13 protein-coding genes are annotated in these 15,170 nt (G+C 64.6%); 4 read left to right on the forward strand and 9 right to left on the reverse strand.

Annotation, left to right across the window (positions count from 1 at the left end; translation table 11 throughout):
- Window positions 1-32: 32 nt before the first annotated feature.
- From HHA01_RS04875 to HHA01_RS04890, 4 genes are all read right to left on the reverse strand, one after another.
- Window positions 33-1,640, reverse strand: coding sequence for a carboxyl transferase domain-containing protein (locus HHA01_RS04875; RefSeq protein ID WP_141318318.1), 1,608 nt, complete (start codon window positions 1,638-1,640; stop codon window positions 33-35).
- 182 nt (window positions 1,641-1,822) lie between these two features.
- Window positions 1,823-2,992 carry an isovaleryl-CoA dehydrogenase gene (locus HHA01_RS04880; protein WP_141318320.1) on the reverse strand — a complete coding sequence of 390 codons (1,170 nt, stop codon included), beginning with the start codon at window positions 2,990-2,992 and terminating at the stop codon, window positions 1,823-1,825.
- A 441-nt stretch (window positions 2,993-3,433) separates the two neighbouring features.
- Entirely contained in the window at window positions 3,434-4,432 is a 999-nt protein-coding gene (locus tag HHA01_RS04885) for an NADP-dependent oxidoreductase (RefSeq protein ID WP_141318322.1), read from the reverse strand.
- A 100-nt stretch (window positions 4,433-4,532) separates the two neighbouring features.
- Window positions 4,533-5,585, reverse strand: coding sequence for an NAD(P)-dependent alcohol dehydrogenase (locus HHA01_RS04890; RefSeq protein ID WP_141318324.1), 1,053 nt, complete (start codon window positions 5,583-5,585; stop codon window positions 4,533-4,535).
- Window positions 5,586-5,764: 179 nt separating this feature from the next.
- On the opposite strand from HHA01_RS04890, the gene HHA01_RS04895 reads away from it, so the two are divergent.
- The gene (locus HHA01_RS04895) at window positions 5,765-6,658 is read left to right on the forward strand and encodes an AraC family transcriptional regulator (RefSeq protein WP_141318326.1); all 894 of its coding nucleotides are present in this window, start codon (window positions 5,765-5,767) and stop codon (window positions 6,656-6,658) included.
- A gap of 21 nt (window positions 6,659-6,679) precedes the next feature.
- Here the strand turns inward: HHA01_RS04895 and hmpA are convergent, their stop codons facing one another.
- Window positions 6,680-7,864 carry an NO-inducible flavohemoprotein gene (gene hmpA, locus HHA01_RS04900; RefSeq protein ID WP_141318328.1) on the reverse strand — a complete coding sequence of 395 codons (1,185 nt, stop codon included), beginning with the start codon at window positions 7,862-7,864 and terminating at the stop codon, window positions 6,680-6,682.
- Between the two features lie 300 nt (window positions 7,865-8,164).
- Between hmpA and norR the strand changes: the two genes are divergently transcribed.
- Window positions 8,165-9,712 (forward strand): nitric oxide reductase transcriptional regulator NorR, encoded by a 1,548-nt coding sequence (norR, locus tag HHA01_RS04905; protein ID WP_141318330.1) that lies wholly within the window; start codon window positions 8,165-8,167, stop codon window positions 9,710-9,712.
- 6 nt (window positions 9,713-9,718) lie between these two features.
- On the opposite strand, the gene HHA01_RS04910 is transcribed toward norR, so the two are convergent.
- The 4 genes from HHA01_RS04910 to HHA01_RS04925 form a co-directional block, all read right to left on the reverse strand.
- Window positions 9,719-9,958 (reverse strand): hypothetical protein, encoded by a 240-nt coding sequence (locus HHA01_RS04910; RefSeq protein WP_141318332.1) that lies wholly within the window; start codon window positions 9,956-9,958, stop codon window positions 9,719-9,721.
- Between the two features lie 133 nt (window positions 9,959-10,091).
- Window positions 10,092-10,577, reverse strand: a complete 486-nt coding sequence (locus HHA01_RS04915) for a LabA-like NYN domain-containing protein (RefSeq protein ID WP_141318334.1) — start codon at window positions 10,575-10,577, stop codon at window positions 10,092-10,094.
- Window positions 10,578-10,664: 87 nt separating this feature from the next.
- On the reverse strand, window positions 10,665-11,729 hold the full coding sequence (locus tag HHA01_RS04920) for a proline racemase family protein (protein ID WP_141318336.1): 1,065 nt from the start codon (window positions 11,727-11,729) through the stop codon (window positions 10,665-10,667).
- Window positions 11,726-12,901, reverse strand: coding sequence for an alcohol dehydrogenase catalytic domain-containing protein (locus HHA01_RS04925; protein ID WP_141318338.1), 1,176 nt, complete (start codon window positions 12,899-12,901; stop codon window positions 11,726-11,728). The genes HHA01_RS04920 and HHA01_RS04925 overlap by 4 nt, the downstream gene beginning before the upstream one ends.
- A gap of 256 nt (window positions 12,902-13,157) precedes the next feature.
- On the opposite strand from HHA01_RS04925, the gene HHA01_RS04930 reads away from it, so the two are divergent.
- Window positions 13,158-13,952, forward strand: a complete 795-nt coding sequence (locus HHA01_RS04930) for an AraC family transcriptional regulator (protein WP_141318341.1) — start codon at window positions 13,158-13,160, stop codon at window positions 13,950-13,952.
- 137 nt (window positions 13,953-14,089) lie between these two features.
- Window positions 14,090-15,166: a TRAP transporter substrate-binding protein gene (locus HHA01_RS04935; RefSeq protein WP_141318343.1), complete on the forward strand. Its 1,077-nt coding sequence runs from the start codon at window positions 14,090-14,092 to the stop codon at window positions 15,164-15,166.
- Window positions 15,167-15,170: the final 4 nt, after the last annotated feature.

Consider the following 15,170-nt stretch of genomic DNA (forward strand, 5'->3'; position numbering starts at 1 on the left):
TTACGGCTTACGGCTCCACGCGTAGCGTGGCCTTACATCCTGAACACTCCGTATCGGGTGTCTTCGGTTTCGGCGTTCATGGCGGCGGCGAGCGAGAGGCCGAGGACGTCGCGGGTCTGCGCCGGATCGATGACGCCGTCGTCCCAGATGCGGGCGCTGGCGTAGTAGGGGTGACCCTGGTGCTCGTACTGCTCGCGGGTCGGCTGCTTGAAGGCGGCTTCTTCCGCGTCGCTCCATTCGCGGCCTTCGCGCTCGAGCTGCTCGCGCTTGACCTGGGCGAGCACGCCGGCGGCCTGTTCGCCGCCCATCACCGAGATGCGCGCGTTGGGCCACATGAACAGCAGGTTGGGGTCATAGGCGCGGCCGCACATGCCGTAGTTGCCGGCGCCGAAGCTGCCGCCGATGAGCACGGTGAACTTGGGTACCCGGGCGCAGGCTACGGCGGTGACCAGCTTGGCGCCGTGCTTGGCGATGCCTTCGTGTTCGTATTTCGAGCCGACCATGAAGCCGGTGATGTTCTGCAGAAAGACCAGCGGGATGCCGCGCTGGGTGCACAGCTCGATGAAGTGGGCGCCCTTGACCGCGCTCTCAGAGAAGAGCACGCCGTTGTTGGCGAGAATGCCCACCGGATGGCCATGAATATGGGCGAAGCCGGTGACCAGGGTGTCGCCGTAGGTGCGCTTGAATTCATCGAAGGCCGAGTCATCGACGATGCGTCTGATCACTTCGCGCACCTCGAACGGCTTGCGCAGGTCGGTGCCGACGATGCCGTACAGTTCCTGCGGGTCGAGCCGTGGTGCCTTGGGCGCCTGCATGGCCAGCTGGCCGCGTTTCTGCCAGTTGAGGTGTGCCACGCAGCGCCGCGCCAGTTGCAGGGCATGGGCGTCGTTCTCGGCGTAATGATCGGCCACGCCACTCACCTTGGCGTGAACATCGGCGCCGCCCAGGTCCTCGGCACTGATCGACTCACCGGTGGCCGCCTTCACTAGCGGCGGCCCACCGAGAAAGATGGTGCCCTGTTCGCGCACGATGATCGATTCGTCGGCCATGGCCGGCACATAGGCGCCGCCGGCGGTGCACGAGCCCATGACCACGGCGATCTGCGGGATGCCCTCGGCGGAGAGGGTGGCCTGGTTGTAGAAGATGCGCCCGAAGTGGTCGCGGTCCGGGAAGACCTCGTCCTGGCAGGGCAGGTAGGCGCCCCCGGAATCCACCAGGTAGAGGCACGGCAGGCGATGCTTGCGGGCGATCTCCTGGGCGCGCAGGTGTTTCTTCACGGTCAGCGGGAAGTAGGTGCCGCCCTTGACCGTGGCATCGTTGGCAACGATCACACACTCCACCCCGGACACCCGGCCGATGCCGGTCACCACCCCGGCGCTGGGCACCGGATCGTCGTAGACCTCGTGCGCCGCCAGCGCGGAAAGCTCCAGAAAGGGTGATCCCTCGTCCAGCAGATGGTCGATACGGTCACGCACGAACAGCTTGCCCCGCGACTCATGACGCGCCCGCGCCTTCTCGCCGCCGCCCTGATGAACCGCCGCCGTCAACGACCGCAAGCGGTTCACCTCCGCCCGCATCGCCGCGTCGTTCGCCTGAAACCCCTCGCTGCGAGGGTTGATTTGGGTCTGCAAGATGGACATGTTTTGTTTCCTGAACTGGCTTGCGTGGTTTGGTACGCGAGCTTCCGGCGTCGGCAAAGTTGAAAGAGGGAAGGCGGCACTTCGTGCCTTGAAGAGGGAAGAAAACCCTTGAAGTCACACTCTCCTGTATTAGCTTTCCTTCTTCCTTCTTCCTTCTTCCTTCTTCCTTCTTCCTTCTGCGTTTACGCCGATTCGTTAAACACTTCCCGCCCGATCAGCATGCGGCGGATTTCGCTGGTGCCGGCGCCGATTTCGTAGAGTTTGGCGTCGCGGAGCAGGCGGCCGGTGGGGTATTCGTTGATGTAGCCGTTGCCGCCGAGCAGTTGGATGGCGTCGAGGGCGACCTGGGTGGCCTTTTCGGCGCAGTAGAGGATCACGCCGGCGGCGTCCTTGCGCGAGGTTCGACCGCGGTCGCAGGCGCCGGCGACGGCATAGAGGTAGGCCCGGCAGGCGTTCAGGGTGGTCAGCATGTCGGCGACCTTGCCCTGTACCAGCTGGAACTCGCCGATGGGCTGGCCGAACTGCTCGCGCTCGTGGAGGTAGGGCACCACCACGTCCATGGCGGCCTGCATGATGCCGATGGGGCCGGCGGCCAGCACGGTGCGCTCGAAGTCCAGGCCGCTCATCAGCACCCGCGCTCCCTTGTTGACCTCGCCGAGCACATTCTCCTCGGGCACCTGGCAGTCCGTGAAGACCAGCTCGCAGGTGTTGGAGCCGCGCATGCCGAGCTTGTCGAGCTTCTGGGCGGTGGAGAAGCCCGGCATGTCCTTCTCGATGATGAAGGCGGTAATCCCCTTCGATCCGGCGTCCGGATCGGTCTTGGTATAGACCACCAGCACATCGGCGTCGGGGCCGTTGGTGATCCACATCTTGTTGCCGTTGAGCACATAGTGCTCGCCGCGCTTTTCGGCCTTGAGCTTCATGGAGACCACATCGGAGCCGGCACCCGGCTCGGACATGGCCAGGGCGCCGACCTGGTCGCCGCGGATCAGGCCGGGCAGGAATCTGGCCTTCTGCTCGGCGTTGGCGTTGAGCTTGATCTGGTTGACGCAGAGGTTGGAGTGGGCGCCGTAGGAGAGCGCCACCGAGGCGCTGGCCCGCGAAATCTCTTCCATGGCGATGCAGTGGGCCAGATAGCCCATGCCGCTGCCGCCGTCTTCCTCGGCCACGGTAATGCCCAGCAACCCCATGTCGCCGAACTTTTTCCAGAGATCGGCCGGGAAGGCGTTTTGCGCATCGATCTCGGCGGCTCGGGGCGCGATTTCGTCACGCGCAAAGGCGTTGACGTGGTCGCGCAGCATGTTCAGCTCATCGGGGAGCCCGAAATCGAGAGGCTGATAGGGCGAATACATGGCGAACTCCACGGATCGTGTGTGGCGCCTGGGGCGCGACAAGGGTTCATCGGGGTAATACGCAAAGCCTAAGAAAGCTTTACGTTAACGTAAAGGTAATGCGCTCAGAGTTAGACCAAGGTAGATGGGGGGCAAGAGAGAAGAGGGAAGAGGTAAGAGAGAAGAGCTGGAAGCTGGAAGCTGGAAGCCGGAAGCTGGAAGTGGCGTGGTGCAGGAAGCGAGTCGCGAGCGACGAGAAACGAGCGGTTGGAAGCAAGCCGCGGGCGGGTAGCGAAAAGCTGAAGGCAGAGCGAAGATAAAAAGAGGAAAGAGGGATGAGAGAGTAGAGAGGCGAAAGGCGAAAGGCGAAAGGCGAAAGGCGAGGGGGACTGGGAGACAAGAGCCGCGGTGATGGGCGTTTGGGGCTGGGCAGGCCGTGGGGAACGGCCTGCCCGGAACGGTTCAGAGTCTTACCAGCATCTTGCCGCGGTTGGCGCCTTCGAAGAGTTTCAGGAAGGCGTCGGGGGTCTGTTCGAGGCCGTCGATGACGGTTTCGTCGTGCTCGAGGTCGCCGCGGGCTACCTGAGGGCCGATTTCCTCGAGGAAGGTCGGGTAGTGCGACCAGTGGTCGAAGACGATGAAGCCTTCCATGCGCGCCCGGCGGATCAGCACCATGGCCAGGTTGCTGGGGCCGGGGGCCGGTGCGGTGTCGTTGTAGCCGGCAATCAGGCCGCACACGGCGATACGCGCCCCGACGCGCAGGGTGTTCAGTGCCGCTTCGAGGCAGACGCCGCCGACGTTTTCGTAATAGACGTCGAAGCCCTCGGGGCAGGCGTCCAACAGGGCGGCGGTCAATTCGCCGGCGTCGCGGTCCTTGTAGCTGACTGCCTTGACGCCCAGGGATTCGAGCCAGTCGAGCTTGGCCTGGGAGCCGGCGATGCCGACCACGGTGCCACCCCTGGCCTTGGCCAGTTGCACCGCCAGCGAGCCCACGGCACCGGCCGCACCGCTGACCAGGACGTTGTCGCCCGACTGCATCTCGGCGATGCGGTTAAGCCCGGCCCAGGCGGTCATGCCCGGCATGCCCAGTACGCCCAGATAGGTCTGCTCGGGCACGTCATGACCGGGCAGGGGCTCGAGATGGCTGGCCGGCAGCTGAGCGATATCGCGCCAGCCCTGCATGTGGCGGACCTTGGTGCCTACCGGGAAGTCTGGTGCACGGGATTCGATGACGTCACCGATGGCCGCGCCCTCGAGCGGCGCGCCCAGCTCGAAGGGTTCGATATAGGTGGTGACACCGGTCATCCGGCCGCGCATATAGGGGTCGACGGACAACCAGGTGTTGCGCACCCGGACTTCGCCGTCGGCGAGCTCGTCGAGCTCGGCTTCGCGCAGCGCGAACAGCTCACGAGCCGGCGTGCCCTGGGGGTGATCGGTGAGGGTGAAAAAGCGGGACTGCATGCAAGTTCTCCTGTAAGAACCGGACTATCGGCTGGAGCAAAACGACCGGCCGCCCCTGGAGGCGGCCGGTGCCATGAAGCGACCTGTAAGGCTCGGCCGATCAGTCCTTGAGCGATGCCATGTCGATGACGAAGCGGTAGCGTACGTCACCCTTCTCCATGCGCTCGTAGGCGGTGTTGATGTCCTGGATGTTGATGGTCTCGATATCGCAGGTGATATTGTGCTCGGCGCAGAAGTCGAGCAGTTCCTGGGTCTCGGGAATGCCGCCGATCAGCGAGCCGGCCAGCACGCGCCGCTTGAAGACCAGGTTGGCGCCCTGAATCGCCGGCTCGATGGGCTCGACCAGGCCGACCATGATATGGATGCCGTCGTACTTGAGCGTGGCCAGGTAGGGGTTCAAGTCGTGCTGCACTGGCACGGTGTCGAGCATGAAGTCGTAGGTCTCGGCCACGGCTTCCATCTGGGTATCATCGCCGGAGACCACGACGTGATCCGCGCCCTGGCGACGGGCTTCCTCGACCTTGGCCTCGGTGCGCGTGAAGACGGTGACCTCGGCGCCCAGCGCCTTGGCCAGCTTGACGCCCATGTGGCCCAGGCCGCCCATGCCGATGACGCCGACCTTGTGGCCGGGCTTGACGCCATAGTGGACCAGCGGCGAATAGGTGGTGATGCCGGCGCACAGGATCGGCGCGGCGGCGGCCGGGTCGAGGCCCTCGGGCATGCGCAGCACGAAGTGCTCGCTGACCACCACGCTGTCGGAATAGCCGCCCTGGGTCATGGTGCCGTCCTGGCGATCCGGGCTGCCATAGGTCATGGTCATGCCTTCCAGGCAGTACTGCTCGACGCCATCGGCACAGGCCTGGCAGTGACGGCAGGAGTCGACCATGCAGCCCACGCCGACCATGTCGCCGACCTTGAACTGACTGACATCGTCACCCACGGAAGTGACCCGGCCGACGATCTCGTGGCCCGGCACCAGCGGGTACTGGCTGAAGCCCCAGTCGTTGCGGGCGAAGTGCAGATCGGAATGGCAGACGCCGCAGTAGAGGATCTCGATGGCAACGTCGTCCGGGCGGGGTTGGCGACGTTCGAAGTTGAAGGGGGTCAGGGGCTGGTCGCTTGCCTGAGCGGCATAGGCACGAGTGGCACTCATGTGGCTCTCCTGTTGGTTCCATCGGGTTGATGTACCCCCGCATTATGGGGCCGGTCAGCACCGGACAGGACCGAGGTTTCTCCGGAATTTTTGTCAATTCCTCCAGTCAGCGGCGACGCGGCGCTATTCAAGGGGCTAAAATTGTCCCATTCATTTGCCTGATGCCGTCAAGGAGCCGCATGACCGAGTCCGCCGCGCGACCCTGTCCACTGATCGAGCTGATCGCCCCGCTGGTCGAGCGTGATGGCTATATGCCGACATCCCTGCCATCCGTCACGCTGATGGCGTCGCGACGTCCGGTACCGCGCACGCCACTGATCTATGATCCCAGCCTGATCATTGTTGCCCAGGGGCACAAAGTCGGTCATCTGGGCGATCGGGAGATCCATTACGGCCCCGGTCAGTATCTGGTGCAGACCCTGCCGCTGCCCTTCGAGTGCGAGACGCACGCGTCCGAAGAGGCACCATTGCTCGGCGTCTCGGTGCGCTTCGACCCGGCACTGCTCGGCGAGCTGGTGACGGCCATGGGCGAGCCCGAGGTGGAGCAGTCGCCGACTCCCATGGATTCGGTGTCGATGACAGCCGGCATGCAAGCGGCTGTCGAACGCCTGCTGCGCACCCTGCATGACCCGGCCGAGACGACGGCCATGGGCGAGGCCCGGGTCCGCGATGTGGTGTTCGAAGCGCTCAAGGGCGAGCAGGGCGCCGCGATGCGTGCCCTGGTGCAGCATGATGGCCACTATTCGCGCATCGTTCAGGTACTGACCTGGCTGCACGAGCATTATGCGGCGGATGTCGCCATCGAGACGCTGGCACAACAGGCCAGCATGAGCCCTTCGACCTTTCACCAGCACTTCAAGCAGGTGACCCAGGCCTCGCCGTTGCAGTATCTGAAACGGTTGCGGCTGATCAAGGCCCAGCAGCTGCTGGTGCAGGAGGCCTGCAACGTCAATCAGGCCGCCGAGGCCGTTGGCTACCGCAGCGTCTCGCAGTTCAGTCGCGACTATAAACGCTGTTTCGGTGACTCTCCCCTCAAGCACCGTCAGCAGGAACGAGCATTGCAGGCTTCCTGAGACACTCGACCGGCCTGACCTTCAGGCGGCTTCCAGTGCCCGCGCGGGACCGAAGTGCTCGAAATGACGATGGCTTTCCGGCACGCCCAGCGCCGCCAGGTGCTGGTTGACGGCCACCATGAAGCCCTGGGGGCCGACAAAATAGCAGCGTGGGTTGCCGCTTGGCAGGTGCTCGGCCAACAGTGCGCGGGTCACGCGACCGGAAGGCGCCTTCGCCGGATACTCGTCGGCCTGCTCGTAGAGGGTCACGACCTCGAGTTGCTGCGGGTAGTCGCGGCGGCAGGCCTGCAATTCGTCGCCAAAGGCATGCTGGGCCTGATCCCGGGCGGCATGCAGGTAGGTGACACGGCGCCCCTGCTGCAGGGCCTGGCGAAGCAGCGACAGCATCGGTGTCTGGCCGACGCCACCGCTCAGCAGCATGATCGGGTCCTGGCCTTCCTCCGGCAGTGTCAGGTCACCGGCCGGTGGCAGCAGTTCGATGACATCGCCGACGTCCAGGTTGTCATGGAAGTGGCGACTGACCTGTCCCCGCGCTTCGCGCTTGATGGAAATCCGGTAGCTGCGCCCATTGGGCGATGCCGACAGGCTGTAGTGGCGATAGACGGGAGTGCCGTCGATCATCAGGCGCACGCCGATGAACTGACCCGGCTGAAAATCGGCGACGGGCTGGCCATCTTCCGGTTCGAGCACGAAGGAGCGGATGACCGCGCTCTCCTGACGAGTGCGGGCGATACGAAAGCGCCGCTCGCCTCGCCAGCCGCCGGGTGCCGCGGCGAAGGCGCGATATCGCTGGCCCTCGAGCTCGATCAGCAGGTCTGCCAGTTCCTGGTAGAGGGCGCCCCAGGCATCCGCGACCTCGGGCGTCACGGCGTCACCCAGCACATCGCCGATGGCCGCCATCAGGCACTCGCCGACGATCGGGTACTGGTCCGGTTGGATGTTGAGCGACACATGCTTGTTGACCACGCTTTCCAGCACGTGCCGCGCCCGGGCCGGGTCCTGGCGCAGCTGCACATAGGCCAGCACCGAACCGGCGAGTGCCCGCGGCTGGCCCCCATCGGCCTGATGAGCCTGATTGAAGAGCGGCTTGACCTCCGGGTAACGCTCGAACATCAGCGGATAAAAGTGCGCGGTGATGGCATTCAGATGCTCCGCGACGACCGGGGCGGTATCGGCGATGATGATTTCCTGGGCCTGGGTGAGCATGGTGTCTCCTGTCGGTGATCGAGTGACGCAGGACCTGCCGTGCAACGGCGGGCTTCATGCTGACAGGAGCAAGGGCCGTGCCATGGGTGTGTCATTGCGACATCCTGTCGCAGGGCCTTCGTAAAATACTGAATTATCTGGAGTCATGGAGCAGGAGAAAGGATTTGTCGATCAGGTTGAAGCCAGGCCAGCCGGGCAGGCAGGTACCATGATCAAAAGGACAATCGTCAAAATGACACCATGGTGTCATGATGACAGTGTTCCCCGTGGATATCCCCGCGACCGACACAAGGCGATAGCATGACGGCATTTCTTCAGGCATTGCGTGCCTTGCTGGCACAGCTTGCCGAGCATGAGGCCTCCGAAGCCCATTGGCGGCAGCTGCTGGAGGCCATGGTGGGCGACTTTCCGGCCGATGCCAGCACCCTGATGGTGGCGGATGGCGAGGCGCTGTGTCCGGTGGCCATGCTGGGGCTGAGTGATGAAGTGCGGGGACGACGCTTTGCCCTGCAGGAGCATCCCCGGCTGGCGGCGATTGCCAATCATCCCGGTGTGTGCCGGTTTGCCGAGCACAGTTCCCTGCCGGATCCCTTCGATGGTCTGCTGGATGATGATCTCAGCGATGTGCATGACTGCCTGGGGGTGGCCCTGCGCGACGAGCAGCGGCTGATCGGTGTGCTGACGCTGGATGCCCTCGAGCCGGGCAGCCTGGATGTGCTGGATGATGAGCAGCTGCTGAGCATTGCGCGTCTGCTGGGGACCTGCCTGCGTCTCGCCGAACGCTTGAGGGCGACGCGAACCCGGCTCAACGAGGCCCTGGCCCGGCCTCCTTCGGCCGAGATCGACCGGCGGTGGAAGAGTGCGGCCATGCAACGGCTCGATGAGGCCATCGAGATGGTGGCCCCCACCGACATGAGTGTTCTGCTGCACGGGGAAACCGGCGTCGGCAAGGAGCTGGTGGTCCAGGGTCTGCATCGTCGCTCGCGGCGTCATGAGGGGCCGCTGGTGCAGGTCAATTGCGCCACCCTGTCGGAAGGGCTGATCGAGAGCGAGCTGTTTGGCCACCGTCGCGGGGCCTTTTCGGGGGCGACCGAGCATCGGCGTGGTCATTTCGTGATGGCCGATGGTGGCACCCTGATGCTGGATGAAATCGGCGAACTGCCGCTGGCGCTGCAGCCCAAGCTGTTGCGCGCGCTGCAGGAGGGCGACATCCAGCCGCTGGGCGCCGAGTCGCCGCGCAAGGTCGATGTGCGGGTGATCGCCGTGACCAACCGCGATCTGGCCGCGGAGGTGGCGGCAGGCCGCTTTCGCGCCGACCTCTACCATCGGCTGAGCGTTTTTCCGTTGCGGGTTCCGCCGTTGCGCGAGCGGCTCGAGGATATGCCACTCCTGGCGGGCCATTTCCTGGAGACGAACCGCATTCGTCTCGGGCTCGGCAACCTGCGCCTGGAGGATGAGGCCCAGAACGCGCTGCTGGCCTGGCACTGGCCGGGTAATGTGCGTGAACTGGAGCACACCCTGGCCAGGGCGGCTCTGCGGGCGCTGGGCGAGGCATCCAGCGGGGCAGCGGGGGACGCGCGTCGTTCGACGCTGCTGATATCGCCGGCCCATCTCGACCTGCCGCATCGGTCATCGAGTAGTGGGGCGTCGGTGGACGAAGACCGGCCTCAGGCAACGCCCGGGGAAGAGGCCACCTTGCGGGAAGCGACCGCGGCCTTCCAGCGGCGTCTGATTCAGCAGCGCCTGGCCGAGCATGAGCACAACTGGGCGGCGACGGCCCGGGCGCTCGGCATGGACCCGGGGAATCTGCATCGCCTGGCTGGACGATTGGGGCTCAAGTCGTCGTGACGGTCTTCATTCGCCGGCCAGGCGACCCGGGCGCAGGCGTTCGACACTCCAGCCAACCAGGCTGAGCATGCCGAGGAGCCCGGCGAGTCCCAGCGAGAGCCAGCCGAGTGGCACGAGTAGTTGGGGCTCGTTCAAAGTGCTCTGACCGACGATGACGTGCTGGGCCACAAAATGGAGCCCACCGCAGAGCAGGGCGGTAGTGATGAAGATGCCGGCGAGATAGGCCGACGCTTTGCTGAAAAGCATCCTGCTTGTTACCTGTAACGTGCGCATTCATGGGAGGAGATGGCATCCCTTGCCATCAGGCCGCTCATGATACGCCATGCGGCGGCTGTGGTGCAGCGAAACAGTGTTTTTTTATTGTCAAGAATCGTGACCGTCAGCGTGACTGGCCGAGCAGCAGCTGCCCCTCGATGGGAATGAAACGTGACGCCGAACGTATCAGCGCCTCGGCGGTGAGGCTGGGGACGCCATAGACCTCCACCGCGACACCATGCTCCTGGCGCAGGGTGTCGGCGAGCAGGGCAAAGTCGCCATCGCCGGATGCCAGCACCACGACATCCACGGCGCCGGCGTGGCGGACGGCATCCAGGGTGATGCCGACATCCCAGTCGCCCTTGGCCGAGCCATCCGCGCGCTGGATGAAGGGCTTGAGGCGGACCTCGAAGCCGATGGCACGCAGGATATTCTGGAACTGGCGCTGCTTGGCATCGCCGCGGTCGATGGCATAGGCAATGGCGCGTGACACCTCGCGCCCGGCGGTGGCGCGGGCCCACAAGGCGTTGTAGTCGACATTGCGCTGATAGGCGTGACGGCTGGTGTAGTAGAGGTTCTGGACATCGAGCAGGATCAGGACGCGCGGCATGCGGCACTCTCGTTGAATACCGGGCGGACGGGTGTCCGCCCGGTCGACACAGGACGCTACCGAGCCGGGTGCCGGATCGGCCGGGGCTCAGCTGGCGTCGTCGTCGCTCGACTCGAGGATATGATAAAAGCTCCAGTCCTTCACCATGGGATCCTCGGGATTGACGATGATCGACGAGTCCGCGAGGACGTAGCTCTTGCCGGTGATGGTGTTGTCGACGACCTGATGCTCGCCGGCCTGGTGGGTGCCGGTGAACTCGCCGATGAAGCCGGTTTCGCGCAGCGAGACGGTCTCCAGCTTGTCGCCGGTTTGAATCCGGCCTTCATGATTCATCAGCGCCAGGCGCGCCGAGGTGCCGGTGCCGGTGGTGCTGCGACAGATCACGCCGGGATGCACGTAGGTCGCCGAGCGTGAGCGATAGAAGTCATCGGCGATCTGGTGCACCGGCCCCATGAAGTGCAGGAAGGGCAGGGGGCCGACATCGCCCAGGGTGTAGTGCGAAAAGCCGCGTTCGGCCTGAATGGCCTCGACGATGCGGTGGGCGCAATCGGCCAGCTGACGCTCTTCTTCCTTGACCAGCTTGAAGCCCAGCTCGGTGGCATCGACCAGGGCATAGAAGCCGCCGCTGTAGGCGACGCTGTAGGTGACATCGCCGATGTCCGGCACATGGATGCTGGCCCGATAGGTGTCGATGTAGCTGGGCAGGCCCTCGCAGGTGATGGCTTCCACCACGTCATCCTTGACCAGGGCATCGATCTGCACCAGGCCGGCCGGCGCCTCGAGAATGAAGCGTTGCCAACCTTCCCGCTTTTCCACCAGCCCGGCTTCCAGTACGGCGGTGGCGGTGCAGATGGTGTTCGAGCCGGAATAGATGGGATAGCCCATGACCTCCATGATGATGTAACCGGCCACGGCCTGGGGGGAGGTGGCCGGCACGATCAGGTCCACGGACATCTCGGGGATGCCATAGGGTTCCTCGAGCAGCAGTCGGCGCAGGCCGTCGGCATCGTCGCGCAGGTACTCCATCCGGGCGCGCACGGTATCGCCCGGGAGGTCGGCGATGCCGTCGAGGACGATGCGGCTCACGTCGCCGCCGGCGTGGGTGTCCAGCAGTCGCAGGCTCTTGGCCTGAGCATGGGGGCGGTAGCTCATGAGGTCTCCTCGAGCGCGTGGGGGGCACCATGCGATGCCCATTCGCTGTCCGGCACGATGACGATCTTGCCCAGGTAATGGCTGCCGCGATTGACGAAGTAGCGCTCCGCGGCGTGCAGTTCGGAGAGCTTGAAGGCGGCATGCAGCACCGGCTTGAGCTGGCCGCCGCGGATCCAGGCGATGAGTTGCTCGGCTTCCTCACGCGTACCGTGGGAGACGCCGAATATCTGCACCTGATAGAGGTAGATGCGCGTCCACATGATCTCGCTGATGTTGCCGCCGCTGGCGCCGGCGATGGACAGGCGCGGATAGCTGTCGCGGGCCTGCATGTCGAAGATCATGGTATCGATGAAGCGGTCGGTCATCTCGCCGCCCACCAGGTCCATGACGGCGTCGATGGGCGCGCCACCGGTCACGGCCTTGACCTGCTCGGTAAAGCCGCTCATATCGGAGCGGTCGAGCACGGCCTCGGCACCGAGGTCGAGCAGGGGGCCTGCCTTGTCCTGCTGGCTGAGGGCATAGGGCACGGCACCGATGGTGCGGCACAGCTGGATCAGGGCGGTGCCCACGCCGCCGCTGGCACCGGTGACCAGGACACGCTCGCCGGCCTTGATGCCTGCCGAGGTCATCATGTGATAGGCCGTCTGATAGGAGCACATGCCCATGGCGGCCAGCTCGCCGTCACTCAGTTCCGGATTGGCGACATGATGGAACTGGTCGGCCGGCACGGCGACGTACTCCGCGTAACCGCCATCCGCGCCATGGCCGTAGTAGTCGGGGGTCAGGTTGATGTTGCGGCGCTGGTCGGCATAGAGGTTGAAGTCGAGCAGGCCGCGTTCGCCCAGGCGTGCTGCGTCCACGCCGTCGCCCACGGCCACGACCCGGCCGACGATATCGGCGCCCTGGATGCGCGGAAAGGTCAGGGTCGGCGAGCCCCCCATGGCAAAGGAAGCCACTTCGCCCTTGTCCTTGGTCGGGTAGAGCCCTTCGCGGGCCTTGCGGTCGGTGTTGTTCTTGGCGGTGGCCGTCACCTTGACCAGCACTTCACCGGCTCGGGGCGTCGGCGTGCTCACATCCTGGCGATAGACCAGGGTGTCGATGTCGCCGTGGCCGGTGAGCAGCATGGCCGACATGGTGGTGGGGACCGTCTCGGGCAGGGGGCGTGAACCCATCGGCGTACTCCTCGCTTGGGGGATGGCTGAGATGTGTGGCGCGTCCGGTCCGGCGGGCCAGAGGCGCAAGCCGCCGACAATAGCAAACAATCGGCGGATGACCACTGGGGTTTTTTTCCGATTTCTCCCTGTCGACTGACGCATTTTTTCCGTGGCTGTCACAGCGTTGACATGGGGTTGTGGGGGGCTGCTTGAAGTGCCGTCGGGCCAGGCGCATGGTGAATTGGTTTTCACCACCATTGCCGGGGTCTGCGCGATGTCACTCCTTGATCTACGCGCCACCAATCTTGCCCGTGAACACGTGGCCCACTCGCATGGCCACCATCAACTGATTCTGGCAACCAGAGGCACCACCGAGCTGTCCATCGAAGGCAATGCCGAACGGGTCACCGGCAGTCGTGGCTGCCTGATTCCCTGTGCCCACCATCATGAATATCTCGGCGACGGCAACAACCGCACCTTCGTGCTGGACATCCCGGTGGCCAGCCTGCCGGACCTGCGCGATGCCAGCGAGATGGAGCGGCTCTTCGACAAGCCGCGCTTCTTCGGGGTGCCGCCGGAGCTGAATCGCCTGGCGGACAGCCTGATGCAGCAGCTCGAGCAATGTCCGGCGCTGCACAGCGAGATTGCCGCACTGCTGCTGCGCGCGCTGTACCTGCATCTCGAGTCACAGCCACTGTCTGCCCACGGAAGTGCCTATGCCGCCGGGCGGGATGGCCGGCTGGACATGGCGCGCCTGAACGACTGGATCGACCGGCACCTGGCCGAGGAAATCCGTGTCGACTGCCTGGCCGCCCAGTGTGCCCTGAGTGTCGGCCATTTCCATACCTGTTTCCGCGAGCGCCTGGGCATGACGCCCCTGGCCTATGTGCAGCAACGCCGCCTCGATCATGCCCGGACCCTGGTCAATCACAGTGGCCTGAGCCTTGGCCAGGTGGCGGCCCTGGTCGGGTTCCGCGATCAAGGCAGCTTCTCCCGGGCCTATCGGCGGGCCTTCGATGTCTCGCCTTCCCGTGAGCGGCGTCTGAGCGAGGCGCTTGCCCAGGGGTAGGGTGCGCGAGTCTGGGGCAAAAAGTTCTCATTTGCAGGCAAGCAGGATTTCGTCACGCTTTCTACATTGCTGGGTAGCGGTTCGCTTCGGGACTCTCCGGCGAACAACAACAACAGTGAAGACGCGAGGATATCATCATGCAAAAGACTTCCCTTGCTCGTTGGGCGGCGCTGGCTGCCTTGCCCCTGGCGATTGCCAGCACCCAGGCTCAGGCGCAGTCCTATCAGATGGCAATTGCCACACTGATTCCCGAAAACCTCAAGAGCAACAGCATCTACCCGGCGCTGGTGCACTTCAAGGAGCAGGTCGAGACCCGCACCGACGGTGATCTGGCGGTCAGCATCTTCGGTGGTGGTCAGATGGGGTCCGAGGTCGAGACCGGTTCCCAGGTCCAGGCCGGCGGTCGTGCCCTGCAGTCCACGGTGCTGACGTCGGGTGCCATGTCGTCCTTCTATGAAAACTACCAGATCGTCACGGCTCCCTTCCTGTTCGACAACTGGCGCCAGGCCTGGGCGTTCTTCGACAGCGAGTGGTTCGCCGACTTCATGTCCGGCACCATCGAGGCAGCCGACATGCGCTATCTGGGCACCTTCGATGATGGGGGTGGCTTCGTTGCCTTTACCAACAACCAGCGCCTGATCAAGACCGTCGAGGACCTCGAGGGCCTGAATATCCGCACCGAGGAAAACCCGGCCCATGTGGCAACCATGAAGGCGCTGGGTGCTTCCGCCACGCCGCTGCCCTGGGGCGAGCTGATTACCGCGTTGGAAACCGGTCTGGTCGACGGCCAGTTCAATGCGCCGGTGATCAACACCACCTACGGCCTGGATGAAGTCACTAATTACACGACCCTGACCGGCCACGTCTACAACAGCGCTTCCTGGATGGTCAGCGAGACCTGGTTCCAGGAACTGCCCGAGGAGTATCAGCGCATCGTCACCACTGCCGCCCGTGAGGCCGTCGAATTGAGCCACGGTGCGTCGGCGATGCTGGCCACGGCCAGCTGGCAGGAATCCTGCGAGCTGTTCGAGAAGTGCTACATCATGCCGACCGACGAGCGGCAGCGCATGGCCGAAATCGCGCGGCCGGCCTGGAAGGACTGGATCGTCAATGACTTTGGCGTCGACCAGAAACTGGTCGAGGACATGCTTGGCAAGGTCGAGGAGCTGCGCCAGTCGCTGCCGAAAGAGACCTTCCAGCGTTACGGCCAGTAAGCAC

The sequence above is a fragment of the Halomonas halmophila genome, from assembly GCF_006540005.1.
In the GTDB taxonomy this organism is placed as follows: Bacteria; Pseudomonadota; Gammaproteobacteria; order Pseudomonadales; family Halomonadaceae; genus Halomonas; species Halomonas halmophila.

What these genes read in the sequence shown, in the direction of transcription:
- HHA01_RS04875 (WP_141318318.1), bottom strand. Translation starts at nt 1,640, where the DNA reads ATGTCCATCTTGCAGACCCAAATCAACCCTCGCAGCGAGGGGTTTCAG.
- HHA01_RS04880 (WP_141318320.1), bottom strand. Translation starts at nt 2,992, where the DNA reads ATGTATTCGCCCTATCAGCCTCTCGATTTCGGGCTCCCCGATGAGCTG.
- HHA01_RS04885 (WP_141318322.1), bottom strand. Translation starts at nt 4,432, where the DNA reads ATGCAGTCCCGCTTTTTCACCCTCACCGATCACCCCCAGGGCACGCCG.
- HHA01_RS04890 (WP_141318324.1), bottom strand. Translation starts at nt 5,585, where the DNA reads ATGAGTGCCACTCGTGCCTATGCCGCTCAGGCAAGCGACCAGCCCCTG.
- HHA01_RS04895 (WP_141318326.1), top strand. Translation starts at nt 5,765, where the DNA reads ATGACCGAGTCCGCCGCGCGACCCTGTCCACTGATCGAGCTGATCGCC.
- hmpA (WP_141318328.1), bottom strand. Translation starts at nt 7,864, where the DNA reads ATGCTCACCCAGGCCCAGGAAATCATCATCGCCGATACCGCCCCGGTC.
- norR (WP_141318330.1), top strand. Translation starts at nt 8,165, where the DNA reads ATGACGGCATTTCTTCAGGCATTGCGTGCCTTGCTGGCACAGCTTGCC.
- HHA01_RS04910 (WP_141318332.1), bottom strand. Translation starts at nt 9,958, where the DNA reads ATGCTTTTCAGCAAAGCGTCGGCCTATCTCGCCGGCATCTTCATCACT.
- HHA01_RS04915 (WP_141318334.1), bottom strand. Translation starts at nt 10,577, where the DNA reads ATGCCGCGCGTCCTGATCCTGCTCGATGTCCAGAACCTCTACTACACC.
- HHA01_RS04920 (WP_141318336.1), bottom strand. Translation starts at nt 11,729, where the DNA reads ATGAGCTACCGCCCCCATGCTCAGGCCAAGAGCCTGCGACTGCTGGAC.
- HHA01_RS04925 (WP_141318338.1), bottom strand. Translation starts at nt 12,901, where the DNA reads ATGGGTTCACGCCCCCTGCCCGAGACGGTCCCCACCACCATGTCGGCC.
- HHA01_RS04930 (WP_141318341.1), top strand. Translation starts at nt 13,158, where the DNA reads ATGTCACTCCTTGATCTACGCGCCACCAATCTTGCCCGTGAACACGTG.
- HHA01_RS04935 (WP_141318343.1), top strand. Translation starts at nt 14,090, where the DNA reads ATGCAAAAGACTTCCCTTGCTCGTTGGGCGGCGCTGGCTGCCTTGCCC.